General features: G+C 70.2%; 19 protein-coding genes. 12 read left to right on the forward strand and 7 right to left on the reverse strand.

What is annotated here, in order from left to right:
• Positions 1-106: 106 nt before the first annotated feature.
• Positions 107-292 (reverse strand): hypothetical protein, encoded by a 186-nt coding sequence (locus ACYVGD_RS05385; RefSeq protein ID WP_460741962.1) that lies wholly within the window; start codon positions 290-292, stop codon positions 107-109.
• A gap of 461 nt (positions 293-753) precedes the next feature.
• Entirely contained in the window at positions 754-2,370 is a 1,617-nt protein-coding gene (gene sepH / locus ACYVGD_RS05390) for a septation protein SepH (RefSeq protein ID WP_460741963.1), read from the reverse strand.
• Between the two features lie 167 nt (positions 2,371-2,537).
• Here sepH and ACYVGD_RS05395 point away from each other — a divergent pair, with 167 nt between their 5' ends.
• Both ACYVGD_RS05395 and ACYVGD_RS05400 read left to right on the forward strand, forming a co-directional pair.
• Positions 2,538-3,620: a ferrochelatase gene (locus tag ACYVGD_RS05395; protein ID WP_460741964.1), complete on the forward strand. Its 1,083-nt coding sequence runs from the start codon at positions 2,538-2,540 to the stop codon at positions 3,618-3,620.
• 162 nt (positions 3,621-3,782) lie between these two features.
• A complete protein-coding gene (locus ACYVGD_RS05400) occupies positions 3,783-4,082 on the forward strand; it encodes a DUF4193 domain-containing protein (protein WP_460741965.1) in 300 nt (99 codons plus the stop codon).
• 68 nt (positions 4,083-4,150) lie between these two features.
• On the opposite strand, the gene ACYVGD_RS05405 is transcribed toward ACYVGD_RS05400, so the two are convergent.
• A complete protein-coding gene (locus ACYVGD_RS05405) occupies positions 4,151-4,444 on the reverse strand; it encodes a DUF4235 domain-containing protein (protein ID WP_460741966.1) in 294 nt (97 codons plus the stop codon).
• Positions 4,445-4,547: 103 nt separating this feature from the next.
• Here ACYVGD_RS05405 and ACYVGD_RS05410 point away from each other — a divergent pair, with 103 nt between their 5' ends.
• The 4 genes from ACYVGD_RS05410 to ACYVGD_RS05425 are packed head-to-tail and all read left to right on the forward strand — an operon-like array spanning position 4,548 to position 6,743.
• Entirely contained in the window at positions 4,548-5,018 is a 471-nt protein-coding gene (locus ACYVGD_RS05410; protein ID WP_460741967.1) for a DUF3093 domain-containing protein, read from the forward strand.
• Entirely contained in the window at positions 5,008-5,499 is a 492-nt protein-coding gene (dut, locus tag ACYVGD_RS05415; protein WP_460741968.1) for a dUTP diphosphatase, read from the forward strand. The genes ACYVGD_RS05410 and dut overlap by 11 nt, the downstream gene beginning before the upstream one ends.
• 57 nt (positions 5,500-5,556) lie before the next feature.
• Complete coding sequence (locus ACYVGD_RS05420) at positions 5,557-6,387, forward strand: DUF3710 domain-containing protein (protein WP_460741969.1); 831 nt, start codon at positions 5,557-5,559, stop codon at positions 6,385-6,387.
• Positions 6,388-6,389: 2 nt separating this feature from the next.
• Positions 6,390-6,743 carry an OB-fold nucleic acid binding domain-containing protein gene (locus tag ACYVGD_RS05425; protein ID WP_460741970.1) on the forward strand — a complete coding sequence of 118 codons (354 nt, stop codon included), beginning with the start codon at positions 6,390-6,392 and terminating at the stop codon, positions 6,741-6,743.
• Positions 6,744-6,767: 24 nt separating this feature from the next.
• On the opposite strand, the gene ACYVGD_RS05430 is transcribed toward ACYVGD_RS05425, so the two are convergent.
• A complete protein-coding gene (locus ACYVGD_RS05430; RefSeq protein ID WP_460741971.1) occupies positions 6,768-7,469 on the reverse strand; it encodes a potassium channel family protein in 702 nt (233 codons plus the stop codon).
• Positions 7,470-7,504: 35 nt separating this feature from the next.
• Positions 7,505-8,149, reverse strand: coding sequence for a potassium channel family protein (locus tag ACYVGD_RS05435; RefSeq protein ID WP_460742473.1), 645 nt, complete (start codon positions 8,147-8,149; stop codon positions 7,505-7,507).
• A 94-nt stretch (positions 8,150-8,243) separates the two neighbouring features.
• Between ACYVGD_RS05435 and ACYVGD_RS05440 the strand changes: the two genes are divergently transcribed.
• The 3 genes from ACYVGD_RS05440 (at position 8,244) to ACYVGD_RS05450 (ending at position 14,866) form a co-directional block, all read left to right on the forward strand.
• Entirely contained in the window at positions 8,244-9,386 is a 1,143-nt protein-coding gene (locus ACYVGD_RS05440) for a class I SAM-dependent RNA methyltransferase (protein WP_460741972.1), read from the forward strand.
• Between the two features lie 258 nt (positions 9,387-9,644).
• Complete coding sequence (locus tag ACYVGD_RS05445; RefSeq protein WP_460741973.1) at positions 9,645-11,879, forward strand: 6-phosphofructokinase; 2,235 nt, start codon at positions 9,645-9,647, stop codon at positions 11,877-11,879.
• Positions 11,880-12,013: 134 nt separating this feature from the next.
• On the forward strand, positions 12,014-14,866 hold the full coding sequence (locus ACYVGD_RS05450; protein ID WP_460741974.1) for an aconitate hydratase: 2,853 nt from the start codon (positions 12,014-12,016) through the stop codon (positions 14,864-14,866).
• A gap of 144 nt (positions 14,867-15,010) precedes the next feature.
• On the opposite strand, the gene ACYVGD_RS05455 is transcribed toward ACYVGD_RS05450, so the two are convergent.
• The gene (locus ACYVGD_RS05455; RefSeq protein WP_460741975.1) at positions 15,011-15,826 is read right to left on the reverse strand and encodes a CPBP family intramembrane glutamic endopeptidase; all 816 of its coding nucleotides are present in this window, start codon (positions 15,824-15,826) and stop codon (positions 15,011-15,013) included.
• Positions 15,827-15,916: 90 nt separating this feature from the next.
• Positions 15,917-16,333, reverse strand: coding sequence for an HIT family protein (locus ACYVGD_RS05460; RefSeq protein ID WP_460741976.1), 417 nt, complete (start codon positions 16,331-16,333; stop codon positions 15,917-15,919).
• A gap of 127 nt (positions 16,334-16,460) precedes the next feature.
• On the opposite strand from ACYVGD_RS05460, the gene ACYVGD_RS05465 reads away from it, so the two are divergent.
• The 3 genes from ACYVGD_RS05465 to dxs all read left to right on the forward strand — a co-directional run bounded on the left by ACYVGD_RS05465 (position 16,461) and on the right by dxs (position 20,412).
• Positions 16,461-17,924: an amino acid permease gene (locus tag ACYVGD_RS05465; RefSeq protein ID WP_460741977.1), complete on the forward strand. Its 1,464-nt coding sequence runs from the start codon at positions 16,461-16,463 to the stop codon at positions 17,922-17,924.
• Between the two features lie 89 nt (positions 17,925-18,013).
• Positions 18,014-18,433 (forward strand): hypothetical protein, encoded by a 420-nt coding sequence (locus ACYVGD_RS05470; RefSeq protein WP_460741978.1) that lies wholly within the window; start codon positions 18,014-18,016, stop codon positions 18,431-18,433.
• Between the two features lie 89 nt (positions 18,434-18,522).
• A complete protein-coding gene (gene dxs / locus ACYVGD_RS05475; protein ID WP_460741979.1) occupies positions 18,523-20,412 on the forward strand; it encodes a 1-deoxy-D-xylulose-5-phosphate synthase in 1,890 nt (629 codons plus the stop codon).
• The last annotated feature ends 111 nt before the right edge of the window (positions 20,413-20,523 follow it).

Consider the following 20,523-nt stretch of genomic DNA (forward strand, 5'->3'; position numbering starts at 1 on the left):
CGGCCGAGGTGTCGCAGGCCGGGGCGTGACAGCCGCCCGTCGAAGCCGCTTCCTGTCCGAGGGAAGGCCGGTGGCCGGGGCTGGGCCCCGGCCACCGGTCGTTTGATCAGACCTGCGTGAGCGTGTTCGCGCAGGAGATGATGGTCATCAGCACCCCCATGATGAGGCCACCCAGATACGGGTTGCGGGTTCGCTTGAACAGGAGTCGGTCCAGCACCGCAGCGGACGAGAAGTACACCAGCAGCGGCATGAGCCAGATTCCGATGATGTTCGACACCGGGGGGTTGAGCACGACCTGTCTGGGACATCACACTTTCGCCGTTCAGGCTCGTGATCGGCGGTTGCTTGCGGGCATGAGGAACGAGCTGGTGACAGGTTCGGTTGGGCCGCGAGTGTGAGCGGCTTGGCCAGCATGACTTCGAACTCGATGGGCGTCAAGCCGCCGAGGGTGTCCTGGAAGCCGCGTGCGAGCAGTTCTGCACCAAGGTCAACGCCCGGGCTCACCGGGTCACCCGCCGGCCTCCGGTGGAATGCTCGCCGAGGAGCGTGAGCGACTGCATCCTGTCCCGGCGGTGGCACACAAAGGTGGTGATCACCCACGGTGGGCACGAGGGCCCGATCGAGTCGCCCGTCGCCCGTCGCCCGTCGCCCGTCACGCCCGCAACACCGGCGAGGCCGAGTTCCTCGCCCTCGGTGGCGCCCGCGCCGCCCGTGGCGAGGGGCTGACCAGCTATCGCCCCTGCGGCGCGACCCTCACTCCTTCGGCGCGGGTCCGCCGAACATGATCTCGTCCCAGCTGGGCACCGATGCCCGTCCCTTGCGCTTGCGCGGCTTCGGCTTGAGTCGTTCGGGCGTGGCCGGCGTGCCGGCGTCGGTCTCCTCGGCCTTCTTCGCCGAGGCTGCGACCTCCGCAGGGCTGGAGGGTCGGACCTCGTCCTCCGTGGCCGCGTCGGTGGACGCGGCAGGGAGGTTCTTCTCCACCGGGGCGGCGACCTCTTCGGCATCGTGGTCGTCGAGAGCGTCGATCAGCGAGAGCTGCTCCGGCTCGACGGGCGTGGCGGGGCGGACGGGTTCGAGGTCCGGTGCGGGCTCCGGCTCGGGGCCGATCTCCGGCACCGGGCGGGGCGCGTGGGTCGAGCTGGGCGCGGCCTCGTCACCACGGTCGGGCCGGTCGTCGGACGTCCGGCGTTCCTGGGTGGCGGGCTCCGGGGCGGTGGGCTCGGCCTCCGGCAGGTCGGACGGCTGCCCAGCCGATGTGTTCGGCTCGGATATGTCCTCGTCGGCCGGTTCGGCACCGAGGTCGTCGGACCCCGAGTAGTCGACCACCGGCTGGTCCAGCCCCGCGTAGACGTTGATCGAGTCCTCGTTGATGCCGCCGAGCATGTCGTAGAGGACGTCGAGCTCGGAGTGTCCCTCGGGGAAGACGTCGTAGGCGTCGAGCTCGGCCTCGACCTCCTCGCCGATGTCTTGGGGGCTCGGCTGGCTGGTGGGTGACCCGGCGGGGGAGTCGTCCTGGTGGGCCTCGTCGCCGGCGTCGCGCTCGTCGGTGAGGTCGGGCACGCTGCGGAGCGTCCGGGTGGGGCCGGAGACCTCGGCGTCGACCGCCTGATCGAACTGGTCGAACCGATCGAACTGGTCGAATTGGCCCGATTGATCCGGCCGGGGCGTGGGGACGGTGGGCTCGGCGTCCGGGTCGGTCTCGTCGACGTCCTCGGACACCGCACGCAGGAGGGCGAGCTCGTCGGAGTCGTCGTCGGCGACAGGGCGATTGCGGCCGGGCTGGGGACCCGTCGACGGGGAGGGCTCGCCCAGAAGCCAGCGGGCGTCGTCGTTCTGGGCCGACGAGAAGCGCCCGGCCAGGTCGAAGCCGAACAGGGCTTCGCGGTCGGCGCTGCCGGACTTGTACGCCGCGCGGACGCTCCAGCGACGGTCGGCGTTGCGCCACGCGTCCCAGTCGACGGTGTCGGGGTCGATGCCGCGCGAGACGAGCCGTTCGGCGACGGTCTGGCGGAGGTTGCGGTGTCCGTGGGTCTCGCCCCGGCGGCGCACGGCCGACGAGAGCGCCACACCGACGACGTGGGCGCGCTCGGCAAGGACGGGGACGGCGAAGGGCTCGATGCGCTCGGTGGGCACGCCCGCCTCACGGGCGACCTCGTCGAGGCTCTGCCCGGCTCGGATCCGGTCTTGGATCTCTCGTGGTCGAAGTTGGCTGTCCATCTCGATCTCCAGTTGTCCCAGTCGTGGCGTGTCCCGGCGCAGGGCCGCGACCAGTCGCGCGTCGGCCGGGACGCCGAGCTGTTCGCCGTCGTCGGTGACGACGACGAGCACCGCACCATCGGGGCTGAGGCCCAGTGGGCGCGCGATGCGCATGGCGTCCCGTTCCTCCCGACGTTACAAGAGCAGGCCCAACCTAGCGGTCGGCGGCACGCCGTGCGCGGGGTTCGGTTGTGTCAGGTCAGGTTAGCGGCCGGGGCCGTCGGCGGACACCGAGGCGCGTTCGCCAGCGGGCGTGTCGGTGGTGGTGAGAGACTCGTCATATGTCTCTGGACCCCTACGATGCCATCGTCCTGCTCTCCTTCGGGGGGCCCGAGGGCCCCGACGAAGTCGTGCCGTTCCTCGAGAACGTGACGCGCGGGCGCGGGATCCCCACCGAACGACTCGTCGAGGTGGGGGAGCACTACTTCGCCCGCGGGGGCCGCAGCCCCATCAACGACGAGAACCGCGCGCTGCTCTCGGCCCTGCGAACGGAGCTCGCCGCGCGGGGCCACGACGTCCCCGTCGCCTGGGGCAACCGCAACTGGGTGCCCCACACCGACGCCGTCATCGCCGAGCTTGCCGGCGCCGGACGCCGCCGGGTGCTGGCGCTGACTACCAGCGCATACCCCTCCTACTCTTCGTGCCGCCAATACTTGGAGGACATCGAGCGGGCCCGGGCCGCGCTCGGGTCCGAGGCACCCCTGGTCGACCGCGTACGCCACCTCGCCCATACCCCGGGTTTCGTCGCCGCCAACGCGGATGCCGTGGCCGACGCGTACGGCGCGGTCGGGCCCGAGGCTCACCTGGTGTTCGTCACCCACTCGATCCCCACGTCGATGAACGCAACGTCCGGCACCGAGCCGCGGCCCGCGGAGGGGCACTACGTCGCGTGGCACCGCGTCGTTGCCCGGCGCGTCGCCGAGTCCGTGGGGGAGCGCCTCGGGCGCACCCCGGCCTGGACCCTGGCCTACTGTTCGCGTTCGGGCCCACCGCAGCAGCCCTGGCTCGAGCCCGATGTCAACGACCACCTCGCCTCGTTGTCGGGTGACGGGGTGACCGCCGTGGTCGTGAGCCCCATCGGTTTCGTCTCCGACCACATGGAGGTCGTGCACGACCTCGACACCGAGGCGGCCGCAACGGCGCGCGAGCTGGGCCTCGCGTTCGCCAGGGCGGCGACCGCACGCACCCATCCGGCGTTCGTGGCTTCGCTCGTCGACCTCATGGAGGAGCGCGCGGCGGAGGCCCGGGGGGAGGCCGGCGACGCGCAGGTGGTCGACGGAGGGTGTTCCGGCACCTCGACGTGCCCGGCCGTCTGCTGCCCGGCGCCGGTGCGACCGGGTCGACCGACCCACCTGAGAGGCTGAAGGGCACTTGAGAATGTTCTCGTCAGATGGTGCACGCGCCCACGGGGTGTGATATCCATACGCCGGACCGACAGGCAGGACCGGGAATAATCCCGACCCTGCAGGCCGTTGTCGCCCGACGTCCCCGTTCTTCGGGGCTTGGATTGTTGAGGAAGGGGCCCCATGGCGACCGATTACGACGCACCGCGCAAGACCGAAGAGGACAGCACCGAAGACTCCATCGAGGAGCTCAAGAACCGCCGCAACGACGCCCAGTCGGGCAAGGTCGACGAGGACGAGGTCGAGGCGGCCGAGTCGTTCGAGCTCCCCGGCGCCGATCTCTCCCACGAGGAGCTCACCGTCCGGGTGCTGCCGCGCCAGGCCGATGAGTTCACCTGTGCCGGTTGCTTCCTCGTTCGCCACCGCTCCCAGATCGTGGAGGAGAAGGGCGACAAGGCCTACTGCATGGACTGTGCCGGCTGAGCACGGACAGCGCGAACCAACGACGACGGGCCCCGGAGATCGCTCCGGGGCCCGTCGTCGTCGCGGTCTCAGATCTTGAGCTTGATCGGCCGGGGGTTCGGCTCCCCCTCGACGAAGTTGGCGCGGAAACGGCGTGCGGTGAAGCGGTTCGTCATCAGCTGGACGACACCCACGCCGATCGCGCTGGCCAGCGCCCACGACAGCGCGGCGGTGAGCGGGGTGTCGGGATCGCCGGGCTCCGGCGGCTCCTCGCCGGTGGCGAGCTCCCAGCCCTTGGTGACGATCTTCTGGGCGGCGATCGTCGTGACAGCGCCCAGGACGCCGGTGTAGATCTTCCAGACCAGTCCCTGCGTGGGTCCCATGCGGGCCTCCTCGTATTGGTTCGACTACACCAACCCTACCGGGCGCTGGAGTACGCTCGCAGGGACGCCCGGACCTGGGGCGTCGGTCGAGAAGGGGTGAGTCGTGCCGAGTCCAGCGTTCCGGGAACGGCTGTCGGTGCCCGCGTCGTGGTGGGCCGTCCTCGCGGTGTTCGTCGTGTCGGTGTTCGTCGCAGGAGCATTCAGCCTCGGCCCGGCGGCCGCGGCCCTCATGACGGTCCTCTTCACCGCGGTCGCCCTCGCGGTCGTGTTGTCCTACGGCGGCACCCGCATCGTCGTGGACGACGAGGCCCTCCAGGTCGGTGACAGCCGGATCGAGTGGCGCTGGGTCGGCGGAGTACGCCATCTCGACCCCGAGGCCACCCAGCGGCGGCTTCGCACCGAGGCCGATGCCCGCGCCCACCTCGAGATGCGCAGCTACATCCGTGAGGCCGTCGAGGTCACCATCGACGACCCGGCCGACCCACACCCCTACTGGCTGGTGTCGTCGCGCCGTGCCGAGCACCTCGCCGCCCAGATCGGGGCACGGCTCCAGGAGCGCACCGATGTGTCCTGAACCGATCGCTGGGCTGGACCAGCCCGAGGTCCGCGTACGCCTGCTCGACGCCGGGTTGCCCGCGCCCTCGTACGCGCACGCTGACGATGCAGGGGCCGACCTGATGACCACCCAGGACGTCGTGCTCGGCCCGGGCGAGCGGCGCCTGGTCGGCACGGGCGTGGCGATCGAGTTGCCGCCCGGCTACGCGGCGTTCGTCCACCCGCGCTCCGGACTGGCGGCGCGGCACGGGCTGACGGTCGTCAACGCCCCCGGCACGGTCGACGCGGGCTACCGTGGCGAGATCAAGGTGTGTCTGCTCAACACCGACCTGGCCACCCCGGTCCGGCTGCAGCGCGGCGACCGCATCGCCCAGTTGGTGGTCCAGCGCGTGGCGTACGCGAGGCTGGTCGTCGTCGACGAGCTGGGCGCCAGCGAACGGGGTGAGCTGGGACACGGATCGACCGGCACCCGGGCCTTTGAAGGCGGCCCCACGAACTGACAGACTGCGATGTCGTACGCCGCGATGTCGAACCCCCGAGCGAGGAGAGGGCACCCCATGATCTTTGGGCGCAAGAAGAAGGCTTCCGACGAGGACGTCGAGACACCTGAGGTCGAGACGACCGAGGCCCTCGACGCCGACGCGGCGGACGACGAGAAGGCTGAGCCCGACGAAGCGGTCGACACGGACGACACGGAGGCCGACGAGGCCGAGGGCCCCCTGCCGGGGGCGGGCGACGACACCGACGAGGAGGCCGAGCGCTGGGCCGAGTTCGACAGGTCCCGCGACTGGCGCGAGGACGGCCCGTTCGACATCGAGGAGGTCGACCTCGACGACGACGAGATCGAGCGGCTCGACTTCGGCTCGCTGGTGATCACGCCGCTGCCCGAGTGCGAAATCCGGCTCCAGGTCACCGAGGACTCCCAGCAGATCATCGCGGCGCTGCTTGTCAAGGACGAGTCGGCCATCGAGCTGTCGGCGTACGCCGCCCCCCGCACGCCCGGCATGTGGGCCGAGATCCGCGATGAGATCATCGAGGGCACCCAGGCCGCCGGCGGCACCGCCGACTGTGTCGAGGGTCCGTTCGGCACCGAGCTCGTCCGCAACCTGCCGGTCCAGACGCCGGAGGGTCAGCTCGCGTTCCAGCCGTCGCGCACGTGGGTCGCCGAGGGGCCGCGCTGGCTCCTGCGCGGCGTCTTGTTCGGCCAGGCGGCGATGACCGACGAGCACGACGACGACCTGGTCGGCCCGTTCTACGACGCGTTCTGCGATGTCGTCGTGCGCCGTGGCGACACCCCGATGCCCGTGGGTGACGTGCTCGCCCTCACCCTCCCGCCGGAGCTCCAGGCCGCCCAGCAGCAGGCCGACGCCGAGCAGGCCCAGGCCTGACCGTGCCCGGGCTGTTCGACCGTCTGCGTCGCCTCGGTGCCGTCGAGGCGGCCCCGGCGCGCCCGCCCGAGCCCGACCCTGACGCACAGCCGGTGCGCTCGTGCACCGATCGCAGCGTGGTGACGGTGCGGGGGGAGCTGCGATCGGTCACGCCCAGCCTTGAGGCCGAGGCGCCGCGGCTCGTCGCGGAACTCGACGACGGGTCGGGCTCGGTGACCATCATCTGGATGGGCAGGCGGACCATCGGCGGCATCGCCGTCGGCAGCATCCTCGAGGTCGAGGGCCGCGTCTCGTGCAACGGAACCGTCCGCAAGATCTACAACCCGCGCTACCGCCTGCTGCGCATGGACGCCTGACCCGCGTCCGGGCCCGCGCGCAGGTCAGAGCGGGAGGTTGGTGTTCTGCACCACCTGCGGCGTGACGCCCTTGGGTGACAGCCGGTCGGCCAGCTCGCGTTCGTGGGCGTCGCTGGTGATGAACAGCAGCTCGTCGCCGGGGCGGAACACGATGTCCTTCTCGGGGGCGCTCGCGCGCCCCTGGGAGATGATCGCCACCAGGATGGCGTCGCCGGGCAGGTCGACCTCGTCGACGCGTCGCCCGATGACCGGGTTGTCCTCGGGGAGCGTCAGCTCGACGAGGTTGGAGGTGCCGTTCTCGAACGTGAACAGGCGGACGAGGTCGCCGACGGTCACGGCCTCCTCTACAAGGGCGCACATCAGCCGCGGCGTCGACACCGCCACGTCGACGCCCCACACCTCGTCGAACATCCATTCGTTGCGGGGGTGGTTGACCCGACCCACGGTGCGCGGCACGCCGAACTCGGTCTTGGCGAGCAGCGAGTGGACGAGGTTGGCCTTGTCGTCACCCGTGGCGGCGATCGATACGTCGCACGAGTCGAGGCCCGCCTCCTCGAGCGAGGTCAGCTCGCAGGCATCGGCCTGCAGCCACTCCGCCTGGGGCACGCTGTCGGGCTTGATCGAATTGGGGTCGCGATCGATCAGCAGCACGTCGTGGCCGTGGTCGATGAGCTCGCGGGCGATGGAGCGGCCGACGTTGCCGGCCCCGGCGATGGCGATTCTCATGGCTTCTCCTGGTGCGGGTCAGCGGTTGGCGCGGGTCAGCGGGCGGGTGGGGCGCCGAGGATGGCCTCGACGTCGCCGACCCGATCGGTCTCGACGGCGACGTACGCGAGGTCGCCGTCCTGGAACAGGGTGCCCGGTTGGGGCACGAGCCCGGTGCCGGTGCGCAGCAGGAACGGGATGGGCGTACGCGCGGCGTCCTGCATCGACCCGACCGTGCGACCGACCCAGGCCGGGTGGACGCGTACCTCCATGAGGCGGACGTGGCCGGCCTGGTCGCGCCAGACTGGCTCCGAGCCCTCGGGCAGGAGCCGGCGCAGGACCTTGTCGGACGCCCACTTCACCGTGGCGACAGTGGGGATGCCGAGGCGCTCGTAGACCTCGGCGCGGCCCGGGTCGTAGATGCGGGCGCACACGTTGTCGACGCCGAACGCCTCCCGCACGACGCGGGCGGCCAGGATGTTGGAGTTGTCGCCGCTGGAGACGGCTGCGAAGCCGTCGGCGTGCTCGATCCCGGCGTCGATCAGGATGCCGCGGTCGAAGCCAACGCCCTTGATCGTGCGGCCCTGGAAACCAGGGCCGAGACGACGGAACGACTCCGGGTTGGTGTCGATGATGGCCACGCTGTGGCCCCGCTTCTCGAGGCTGCGCGCGAGGCGTGAGCCCACGCGGCCGCAGCCCATGATCACGATGTGCACGGTGCTCCTTCGACGAAGATCCCGACCGACGCTACCGCAGCGGGCGTGCCCGCGTCGCCACAGCGCCTACAGTGGCGGCGTGACCTCCATCCCGCCCGGCGAGCTGCTTGGACCCGTGATCATCGAGAGCGTCGCCCACGGGGGCCACTGCGTGGCCCGGCACGACGGGCGCGTGCTGTTCGTGCGCCACGCCCTGCCCGGCGAGGTCGTGCGCGTACGCGTGACCGATGCCTCCCAGGACCGTTTCTGGCGCGCGGACGCCGTCGAGGTCGTCGAGCCCGCTGCTGGCCGTGTCGAGCCGGCGTGCCCGGTGGCCCGGCCGGGCGGCTGCGGGGGCTGCGACTTCCAGCACGCCGACGCCGCCACGCAGCGCGGGCTCAAGCGGGCCGTGGTCGCCGAGCAGCTCGAACGCATGGCGGGGGTGGTCTGGGACGGCGACGTCGAGGGGGTCGCGCCGGTGACCGGCTGGCGTACCCGCATGAGGTACACCGCGACGGGCGACGGAGAGCGCCCGCTGGGCCTGCGGGTCCACAGGTCCAGCCGCGTCGTCACGGTGCCGGAGACCGGCTGCCTCATCGCGAGCGGTGAGCCGGGGACGCTGCCCGCACTCGGCCCGGGGACGCCCGTGTCGGTCGTCGACGCGGCCTCGGGCGCCGTGACCCTCGTCGGCGACGACGACGCCGTGGTCACCGAGCGGGCCGACGGACGGCCGTACTCCGTCGATGCCCAGGGCTTCTGGCAGGTCCATCCGCGGGCCGCCGACACGCTCGTCTCCGCCGTCGTGGCCGGGCTGGAGCCGCGGGCGGGGGAGAGGGCGTTCGACCTCTACTGCGGTGTGGGGCTGTTCGCCGGCGCGCTCGCCGATCGGGGCGCCCAGGTCTGGGGTGTCGAGGGGAACCGGTCCGCGATCGCCCACGCGCGTACCAACGTCCCCGGTGCGAGGTTCACCGCCGGGCGCGTCGAGCAGGTGCTCAACCGGATGCCGCGGCGCACCGATCTGGTGGTGCTCGACCCGCCGCGCGCCGGCGCGGGCAGGAAGGTCGTGACCGCGGTGGACGCACGCTCTCCGCGGGCGATCGCGTACGTCGCGTGTGACCCGGCGGCGCTGGGACGTGACCTGGCGACTTTGCTGGGGCTCGGCTGGCGGATGGACGGGTTGCGGGCGTTCGACCTGTTCCCGCAGACCCATCACGTGGAGTGCGTGGCGATCCTGCGGCGATGAGACGACGGCCGCGCAGGCGTGCCGAATCATCAAGAAGTTGGCCCTGGAAGCCCATCCAGGCGGGTCTGGGGTGAACTTTTGGCTGATCTGGCACGCACGTGGCCTCCGACGAGGACCCCGCGCAGATCGACGGGCGCGCCGCGGGCGTGATCGATCTGCGGCGGCGTGCGGGCGCGAGGGTCACGGTCACACCCCCGCCCCGGCCGCGTCGGGGCGAACGGCAGGATGGGAGCCGACGCCCCGCTCCAAGGAGGACCCATGACCGATGCCGCCCCCGTCAAGATGGCCGTTCTCACCTCGGGTGGTGACGCGCAGGGCATGAACGCCGCGGTCCGCGGAGTCGTCCGGACCGCCCTGAACCTGGGGGCCGAGGTCCACCTCGTCCACGAGGGGTTCCAGGGGCTCGTCGATGGGGGAGAGGGCATCACCAGGGCCGACTGGGACGACGTGGGCTCGATCCTCCACCGCGGCGGCACGGTGATCGGCACCTACCGCTCCAAGGACTTCCGCGAGGAGTGGGGGCGACGCAAGGCGGCCCTGCACCTGCTGAGGGCGGGGATCGACCGCCTCGTCGTCATCGGTGGCGACGGCTCGCTGTCGGGCCTCGACCAGTTCCGTCAGGAGTGGCCCGACCACGTGGCGGCGCTGCGCGACGCGGGCGAGATCGACGCAGAGACCGCCGAGGCCCACCCGATGCTGATGATCGCCGGCATCGTGGGGTCGATCGACAACGACCTCGTTGGCACCGACACCACCATCGGGGCCGACTCGGCCCTGCAGCGCATCGTCGACGCCATCGACGCGCTGGGCTCGACCGCGGCGTCCCACCAGCGCGGGTTCGTCGTCGAGGTCATGGGACGCCACTGCGGCTATCTCGCACTGATGGCCGCCATCGCCGGACCCTGTGACTTCGTCCTGCTGCCCGAGTCCCCGCCCGCCGACGGCTGGGAGCAGCGCATGTGCGCCGAGCTGCGTCGTGGCCGGGCCGCCGGACGACGCGACTCCATTGTGATCGTCGCCGAGGGCGCCCAGGACGCCTCCGGCAAGCCGATCACCGCCGAGTACGTGCGCGGCGTCATCGAGGCCGAGCTCGACGAAGACACACGCGTCACGATCCTGGGCCACGTGCAGCGGGGCGGGTCGCCGAGCGCCTTCGACCGGTGGATGTCGACCTGGCTGGGCTACGCGGCGGCCCACGAGGTGCTCGAGGCCACGCCGGAGTCCACCGCACACGTGATCGGCGACCGGTTCAACCGAATCGCGAAGGTCCCGCTCATGGAGGCGGTCGAGCGTACGCGTGAGGTGCCGCGACTGATCGCGGCCGGTGATCACCAAGCGGCGATGGCGATGCGCGGTGGCTCGTTCACCGAGCTGTTCGACATCTTCACCAACATGTCTGAGCCACCCGCGGTCGAGGCGCCGGCCGACGCGAAGCGCATCGCGATCGTGCACGCCGGCGGGCTGGCACCGGGCATGAACGCCGCGGCCTTCGCCGCCGTAAGGCTCGGGTTGGAGCGCGGCTACCAGATGCTGGGCGTCAACGGCGGGTTCCCGGGCCTGCGGGACGGTCGCGTACGCGAGCTGTCATGGGGTGACGTGGAGGGCTGGGCGCCCTTGGGTGGTGCCGAGCTGGGCACCCGGCGGACGATCCCGCCGGTCGAGGAGCTCTACCCGATCGGCCGGACCATCGAGGACCAGCGCATCGACGGGCTCCTCGTGATCGGCGGCTGGAACGCCTACCTGGCGGCGAAGCTCCTCCACGACGAGAAGGGCCGCTACCCGGGGTTCCGCATCCCGATCGCCTGCATCCCCGCGAGCATCGACAACAACCTCCCTTTCTCCGAGACGGCCATCGGCGCCGACACCGCGCTGAACGAGATCGTCGGGTGCATCGACCGCATCAAGCAGTCCGCGTCGGCGTCGAAGCGGTGCTTCGTCGTCGAGACCATGGGGCGCCACTGCGGCTACCTGACCCTGATGGGTGGGCTGGCCGGGGGCGCCGAGAGGGTCTACCTCAACGAGGAGGGCGTCACACTCTCGGACCTCGTCGAGGACTGCCGCAAGCTCAACGAGGGATTCCGCAACGGGCGTCGTCTCCACCTCGCGATCCGCAACGAGGAGGCCAACCCGCTCTACACGACCGACTTCATGGCCCGTCTTTTCGAGGAGGAGGGCGGCGACCTGTTCGACGTCCGCCAGGCCGTGCTGGGTCACCTCCAGCAGGGCGGGAACCCGACCCCCGCGGACCGGGTGCTGGCCACGCGCATGGTGGCGTACGCGCTGGAGCGCCTCGACGCCGAGATCGCCAGCGACGAGCCCGGCTCGTTCCACGTGGGGCTGGTCGAGGGGCGGGTCCAGTCCCGAGGGATGGACCGGATGTTCGATGACGCCGACACCGTCGTGCGCCGACCGCGCAACCAGTGGTGGATGGACCTGCGGCCGGTGATGCGGGCGGTCGCCGAGCAAGATGCGGTGACCGCTCCCGGCAGGTGAGGCGGACCTAAGTGACGTGGCGCGGGCACGGGGGAGCAGACTTGTCTTGATCCTGACGTGATATCTTGACGTCAAGAGATTTTGCGCGGTGACAGCGCCGCCGAAGACGAAGAACGAGCCCAGGAGCTGAGCGCATGAGTGTCAACAGTTTTGGAGCCAAGGCCAACCTCGATGTGGCCGGCACGACCTACGAGATCTTCCGGCTTGACGCGGTGGAGGGTTCCGAGAACCTCCCCTACAGCCTGAAGGTGCTGCTGGAGAACCTCCTGCGCACCGAGGACGGCGCGAACATCACCGCCGACGACATCCGTGCGCTCGCCCAGTGGGACGAGAACGCCCAGCCGTCCAAGGAGATCCAGTTCACCCCGGCCCGCGTGATCATGCAGGACTTCACCGGCGTCCCCTGTGTCGTCGATCTGGCCACGATGCGCGAAGCCATCACCGACATGGGTGGCGACCCCGAGAAGGTGAACCCGCTCTCGCCTGCCGAGATGGTCATCGACCACTCCGTCATCATCGAGGCCTTCGGCACCCCGCAGGCGTTCCAGAAGAACGTCGACATCGAGTACGAGCGCAACGAGGAGCGCTACAAGTTCCTGCGTTGGGGCCAGACCGCGTTCGACGACTTCAAGGTCGTCCCGCCGGACACGGGCATCGTCCACCAGGTCAACATCGAAAAGCTGGCGCGCGTCATCTTCCCGCGCGAGGTGAACGGTGTCCTTCAGGCCTACCCCGACACCTGCGTGGGCACCGACTCCCACACGACCATGGTCAACGGCCTCGGCGTCGTGGGCTGGGGCGTCGGCGGCATCGAGGCCGAGGCGGCGATGCTCGGCCAGTCCGTCTCGATGCTCATCCCGCGCGTCGTGGGCTTCAAGCTCTCCGGTGAGCTCAACGACGGTGTCACCGCCACCGATCTGGTCCTGACGATCACCCAGATGCTTCGCGAGCACAAGGTCGTCGGCAAGTTCGTCGAGTTCTATGGTGAGGGCGTTGCCTCGATCCCGCTGGCCAACCGCGCCACGATCGGCAACATGAGCCCCGAGTTCGGTTCCACCATCGGCGTCTTCCCGATCGACGAGAAGACGGTCGACTACCTGCGCCTCACCGGCCGCGACGAGCAGCAGATCGCCCTGGTCGAGACGTACGCCAAGGAGCAGGGCCTCTGGCTCGACACCACGCGCGAGGCGAAGTACTCGGAGTACCTCGAGCTCGACCTGTCGACGGTCGTCCCGTCGATCTCGGGACCCAAGCGTCCGCAGGACCGCATCCTGCTGTCCGACTCGAAGAAGCAGTTCCGCGCCGACGTCAAGAACTACGCCAAGGAACTCTCGGACGAGGCCGGCCACGACAAGACCGTCGCCGACTCGTTCCCCGCCTCTGACGCCCCGGCGTCCAACGCCGACACCGAGGGCGAGAAGGTCGGCGTCGCTGGCCTGGTCGAGAAGGCCATCGAGGTCGCCGGTGACGTGGTGGGCGCTGCCCGCAAGCTCGTCCCGGGCCGCCCGTCGAACCCGACCGAGGTCACGCTGTCGACCGGGGAGACGTTCACCCTCGACCACGGCGCCGTCACCGTCGCGTCGATCACCTCGTGCACCAACACGTCGAACCCGTCGGTCATGATGGCCGCTGGTCTCGTCGCGAAGAAGGCCGTCGAGAAGGGCCTGACCCGCAAGCCGTGGGTCAAGACCACGATGGCTCCGGGCTCGAAGGTCGTCACCGACTACTACGAGAAGGCTGGCCTGTGGCCGTACCTCGACAAGGTCGGGTTCAACCTGGCCGGCTACGGCTGCGCGACCTGCATCGGCAACACCGGCCCGCTGATCCCCGAGGTCTCGACCGCGATCAACGACAACGACCTCGCCGTCACCGCGGTGCTCTCGGGCAACCGCAACTTCGAGGGGCGCATCTCGCCCGACGTCAAGATGAACTATCTGGCCTCGCCGCCGCTGGTCGTCGTGTACGCCCTCGCCGGCACGATGGACATCGACCTCGCCACCGAGCCGATCGGCCAGGACGAGCAGGGTAACGACGTCTTCATGGCCGACATCTGGCCATCGACCGACGAGATCCAGGCCGCCATTGACGGAGCGATCGACTCGGAGATGTTCACGCGCAACTACGCCGACGTGTTCGCCGGTGACGAGAAGTGGCAGTCGCTGCCGACGCCGGAGGGCAAGACTTTCGAGTGGGCCGAGGAGTCGACCTACATCCGCAAGCCCCCGTATTTCGAGGGCATGCCGGCAGAGCCCACCCCGGTCACTGACATCACCGGTGCCCGCGTGCTGCTCAAGCTCGGCGACTCGGTCACGACCGACCACATCTCGCCGGCCGGCAACATCAAGGCCGACACCCCGGCCGGTCAGTACCTGATCGAGCACGGCGTCGCGCCGAAGGACTTCAACAGCTACGGTTCGCGCCGCGGCAACCACGAGGTCATGATGCGCGGCACCTTCGCCAACATCCGTCTGCGCAACCAGATCGCCCCGGGCACCGAGGGCGGCTACACGCGTGACTTCACCCAAGAGGGTGGCCCCGTCGGGTTCGTCTACGACGCCTCGGTGAACTACCAGGCCGCCGGCACCCCGCTGGTCGTCCTGGGCGGCAAGGAGTACGGCTCCGGCTCGTCGCGCGACTGGGCGGCCAAGGGCTCGGCGCTGCTCGGCATCAAGGCCGTCATCACCGAGAGCTTCGAGCGCATCCACCGCTCGAACCTCATCGGCATGGGCGTCCTCCCGCTTCAGTTCCCCGAGGGCGAGTCGGCCGACTCGCTGGGCCTCACGGGTGAGGAGACCTTCGACATCGCGGGTGTCTCCGAGCTCAACCAGGGCGTCACGCCCAAGACCATGAAGGTCACCGCGACCGCGCCCGACGGCAAGGTCACTACGTTCGACGCGGTCGTCCGCATCGACACGCCGGGTGAGCGTGACTACTACCTCAACGGCGGCATCCTGCAGTACGTGTTGCGCAACATGGCCAAAGCCTGATACTCAGCCATAGCAGCACCCCAGAGGGGCCTCGGGTTCGCCCGGGGCCCCTCGTGCGTCCCCTGAGGCTGACCTCAGCGCAGCGACGATGTCGGGGTGACGGCGCCGTGGAGTCGACCCCGCCCATGATGGGTCGTGGCGGGATCAGCGGCGCGCGATGAACAGGGCGAGGCCGAGATTCGCGGCGCACTCCACCGCGCAGAACGCCCAGAACGCCACCGTGTCGGCGGGCAGGGCTGCCGCCAGAGACCCCGGGCGGAACGGCAGCGCGTGGCCCACGACGGCCGGCCAGACGCTCCCGAACCGGTGCGCCAGAGCGCTCAGCGGCAGCGACCAGAAGGCGATGCCCACCAGCGAGGCAACCATCTCCCGCACGGGCATCTCGCCACGGGCCACGAACATCCCGAGCTGGGGGACGTGCCACAGCATCCACAGGACCGCAACGAGCGCTGCGGTGGGCCAGATCCCGGACCCGAGCGTCCGGGGGAGCAGGCCGCGCCAGACGACCTCCTCTCCCAGCGTGCTGATCGAGCCCACGACGAGGTAGAGGGGCAGGGCGAGGAGCGCGGCGCCCACCAGCGGCAGCGGCTTCATCTCGACCCAACCGAGCCACGTGCCGAGAAGGACCACGGCGAAGGTCACCGCGAGCAGAGACGCAACCGCGGTCAGCATCCCGGCCAGCACCGTGCGCCAGCCCCCGGTACGCAGACCCCACAGGGTCGGCAGGTCCCGCAGGCTCCGCGGGCGGAGGACCAGCAGGGCGACGAGGGACGCGAGGCCGGGGATCCATCGCCCGGCGGCGGTCAGCCACTCGGGGTAGGCGGTGGCGGGGTCGAGGAACGGGACGGTGGCGGCGACGATGCCGACGAAGGACAGTGCGAGGGTGAGGGCGGCCAGACGGGGCAGGCGAGGAGTAGCGTCGGTGATGGCCTCGTGCGCGACGATCGGTGCGGTGGTCATGGCCCAGAATCTAGGTGGCCGCGGTGCGCCCCGGGACCGTTCCCGGGGTCGCCCTCGGGAACGGTCAGGGTGCCATCGGGGGGAGTCCCGTCACCCGGCCTGCAGGGCGGCGCGAATGCGGATCGCATACCCCTCAGCCTCGCCGTCGGCGTACCGTGTCCGCGGCCAGAAGAAGCCCTTGAGGCCATCGCCTTTCGTGCGCGGGACGACGTGGCAGTGCAGGTGCGGGACCGACTGCGAGACGCGGTTGTTCATGGACACGAATGTGCCGGTGCAGCCCAGGGCCTCGACGACGGCGGTGGACACCTGCTGGACGTGTTCGAAGAAGGGGCCGACCGACTCGGCCGGCAGCGTCATCAGGTCGTCGACGTGGGCGAGCGGGCACACCAGCACGTGGCCTTTGAAGAGCGGGCGGTGGTCGAGGAAGGCGATGACGTGGTCGTCACGGAGCACCTCGACGACCTCGAGGTCGCCGCGGACGGCGGCACAGACGATGTCGTGGTCCATGCACCGAGTCTCCCGCAGACCGCCTTCTGTGAGCACGCGTGATCATCATCACGCCGTATGTGGGTCTCACTCGCCGTGCCCAGGGGTCAGGCGGTCCTACGGTCGTCGGTGACGAAAGGAACACCCAATGGCAACACCGCACGACGAGCCCAAGGACTTCCACGACGGCGACCACGACGGTCTGCAGCGTGGCTTGACGAGTGCCCAGATCTCCATGATCGGTCTGTCAGGTGCGCTCGGCACCGGCCTGTTTCTGGGCTCGGGATCGATGATCTCCGTGACCGGCCCGGGCATCATCGTGTCGTACGCCCTGTGCGGCCTGCTCGCCCTGGTCATCGTGTTCGCGCTCGCAGAGATGACCGTGAAGCACCCGGTCGCCGGAGGGTTCGGCGCGTCGGCCCACGCGTACCTCGGCCCGCTCGGGGGCTGGATCGCCCGCTGGAACGTGGCCGTGACGATGTGCATCGCGGTCGGCGCCGAGGTCGTCGCGTCGGCGAGCTATCTGACGTTCTGGTGGCCCGAGGTCAACCTCGGGCTGGCGACGGTGATGTTCTCGTTGCTGCTGGTGGTGATCAACATCCTCGCGGTGAAGATCTACGGCGCGTCCGAGTACTGGTTCTCGATCATCAAGGTCACGATGGTCGTCGTCTTCATCCTGCTCGGTCTGGTGCTCATCGTGGTCGGCCTGCCGTCACGCCCGGCGACGGGGTTCGGCAACCTGACCGAGCACGGCGGCTTCGCGCCCAACGGTTGGGGCGCGATCCTGGTCGGCGCGGTCATGGCGATCTTCTCGTTCGGCGGCGCCGAGAACGTCTCGCTCACCGCGGCCGAGTCCTCGCAACCCGAGCGGGACATCCCGCGTGCGGCGCGCGCCATGATCTTCCGCCTCGTGCTGTTCTACGTGGGTGCCATCGCGATCGTCGTCACCCTCGAGCCGTGGACGGTCTCGGCCCAGGGCGACGGCACCGTCGCCAGTTCCCCGTTCGTGCGGGTTCTGGCCGCCGCCGGCATCCCGGCCGCCGCCGGCATCATGAACTTCATCCTGATCACCGCGGCCATGTCGTCGGGCAACGGATGCCTGTACGCGTCTTCGCGCATGCTGCACTCGCTGGGTCAGCAGGGGATGGCCCCGGCGGCCGTCGGCCGGACGACGCGCACGGGCGCCCCGCGCAACGCGGTGCTGCTCGCCACGATTGGCATGGCCGTCGCGTCGGTGCTGGCGATCGTGCGTCCCGACGACGCGTTCCAGATGCTCTTCGGCGTGCTCGTCTTCGGTCTGTGGCTGACCTGGCTGATGATCATGTGCACCTATGTGGCCTTCAAGGTGCGTCGCGCGCGGCTGGCCCTGCCCCGGGCGTCCATGACCCTTGCGGCCCCGCGTCTTACCGCTGGGATCGCGATCGTGGCGCTGGTCGCGGTGGGCGTGAGCCTGGTCTTCATCGAGAGCCTGCGCGTGGCGTGGTTGGCGGGGCTGCCCTACTTGGTGATCCTACTGCTCGCCTACGCCATCACGTCCAGCCGCCGGGGCGGCTTCCCCCGCGACGGCGTCCTGGCCGACGAGTTGGCCGAGCGGGAGGACCGACCGCGGTGACGCCCGGCGTCCACCCGGTTGGAGCGCCATTGAAAACTGTCGGACCCATCACCTAGCATCGAACACGAGTTCGAATCCGAGGAGGGGTCATGACACAGCTGGCGATGCGGCGGGGGAGCCGACGCGACGACGAGTTGGCGAGCGCGATCTACGTGCCGCCGGGCTGGCCCGACGAGGTGCGCCCGCCGGGCGCGCCCGACTGGGAGGCGACGGCGACCGCGTGGCTGTTCGACCAGTGCCCCGCAGACTTCCGTGCCTACCCGGTGCTGCGACGTCATCCGGTCGTGCTCGCCGGGTTCGCCGCACGGTTCGTCGAGAGCCAGATCGAAGCGACGAAGACGGGGCTCGCCGGGGTGCGGGCGAGCCTGGGCGACCACGTGCCGCCCCAGGTCGTCGACGACGCCGCCGAGGCCTGGCAGCGAGAGTCGGCCCATCTCGTACGCGTCCGCCGAGGCGTCGCGCTGGTCGAGGAGGCGTTGCGCGGCAAGGTCTTCATCCGCCGCCTGTAGGGGCGGGGATCGTGGTCGTACGCGACCCGTGGCCGACCACGACCGCCGGCTGACGACGTTTTGGGGGCGAACCCCCTAAACTGGCCAGCATGCCCTTGTTGGACCGGATCGGTGAGCCGAACGACCTCCGCGCCCTCGACCGCATTCAGCTCGACGAGCTCGCGGCCGAGATCCGTGCGTTCCTCGTCACCAATGTCAGTCGCACCGGAGGCCATCTCGGCCCCAACCTCGGCGTCGTCGAGCTGACGATGGCGCTCCATCGCGTCTTCGACTCGCCGCGCGACCCGTTCATCTTCGACACCGGTCACCAGTCCTATGTCCACAAGATCCTCACCGGTCGGCGTGAGATGTTCCCGACCCTTCGACAAAAGGGTGGGCTCTCCGGCTACCCGAGCCGTGCCGAGTCCGAGCACGACTGGGTCGAGTCGTCGCACGCGTCCTCGTCGCTGTCGTGGGCCGAGGGGCTGGCGAAAGGTCTCCACCTGCAGGGCGCCGACGACCGCACGGTCGTCGCCGTGATCGGTGACGGCGCACTGACCGGCGGCATGGCCTGGGAGGCGGTCAACAACATCGCCGTCCAGAAGGACCTTCCGCTGGTCATCGTCGCCAACGACAACGGTCGCTCCTACACGCCGACGGTGGGTGGTCTCGCCGACCAGCTCACGGGTCTGCGGACCGACCGCCGCTACGAGCAGACCCTCGACGTGCTCCGCCAGACCGTCACGAACACCCCGGTGGTCGGCAAGCCTGCGTACGAGTGGCTCCACGGCCTGAAGATCGGCCTCAAGGACGTCCTTGCACCCCAAGGCCTGTTCGCCGACGTCGGCATGAAATATGTGGGGCCGATCGACGGCCACGACATCACCGCGCTCGAGCGCGCGCTGCGACAGGCCAAGAACTTCGGCGGCCCCGTGATCGTCCACGTCATCACCGACAAGGGCCGGGGCTTCAAGGCCGCGGAGGAGCACGAGGAGGACCGCTTCCACTCCGTCGGCAAGATCGACGACGTCACCGGCGAGCCCCTCTCCGCGACCGTGACCCGCACCTGCACTGACGTCTTCAGCGAGCAGATGGTCGAGATCGGCCGCCGCCGCAAGGACGTGGTGGCGATCACCGCAGCGATGCTGCACCCCACGGGTCTCCACCGGTTCGCAGCGGCCTTCCCCGACCGCACCTTCGACGTCGGCATCGCCGAGCAGCACGCGGCGACGTCTGCCGCCGGACTGTCGGCCTCCGGCCTCCACCCGGTCGTCGCCGTCTACTCGACGTTCCTCAACCGGGCCTTCGATCAGGTCCTGATGGACTGCGCGCTGCATCGACGGGGCGTCACGTTCGCCCTCGACCGCTCGGGTGTGACGGGCCCCGACGGCGCGAGCCACAACGGCATGTGGGACATGTCGATCCTGAACGTCGTGCCGGGCATCCATCTGGCGGCTCCCCGTGACGAGAAACGCCTGCGCGCGGCGCTGGACACGGCCGTCGAGATCGACGACGCCGTCTCCGTCGTGCGATACGGCAAGGACCTGCGTCCGGACGTCGAGCCCGTCGACTGTCGCGACGGCCTCGACATCCTGCGCCGTGACGAGGACGCCAGCGTGCTCGTGGTGGCGTACGGGCCGATGGTCGAGACGGCGCTGGAGGCGGCCGACCGCCTCGCCCAGCATGGCATCGGGGTGACCGTGGTCGATCCCGTGTGGGCGCTCCCGGTGAACCCGGCCCTCGCCGCCCTGGCCGTCGACCACGACCTCGTTCTCTCGATCGAGGACTCGGGCCTCGTGGGGGGCATGGGCGCCCGTCTGTCGCAGGAGTTCCGCCGCCGGGGCGTGTTCACGCCGCTGCGCGAGTTCGGCATCGAGCAGCGCTTCCTCGACCAGGGCTCCCGCTCGGAGATCCTGGCCGAGCTGGGCCTGACGGCCCAGGACATTGCACGGGCGGCCACCGAGACCGCCCTGCGCGAGCGCGAGTCGTCCCAGCTCTGAGCCCGCTGAGAAAGTCGACATTTTCGGGGACCCCCTCCCGCCGCGTCCGACGCGTACGGCAGACTGGTGAGCCACATCACGACGCGGCCACGGCCGCGGGACGGAGGGTTC

It is taken from the genome of Mariniluteicoccus endophyticus (genome assembly GCF_054780035.1).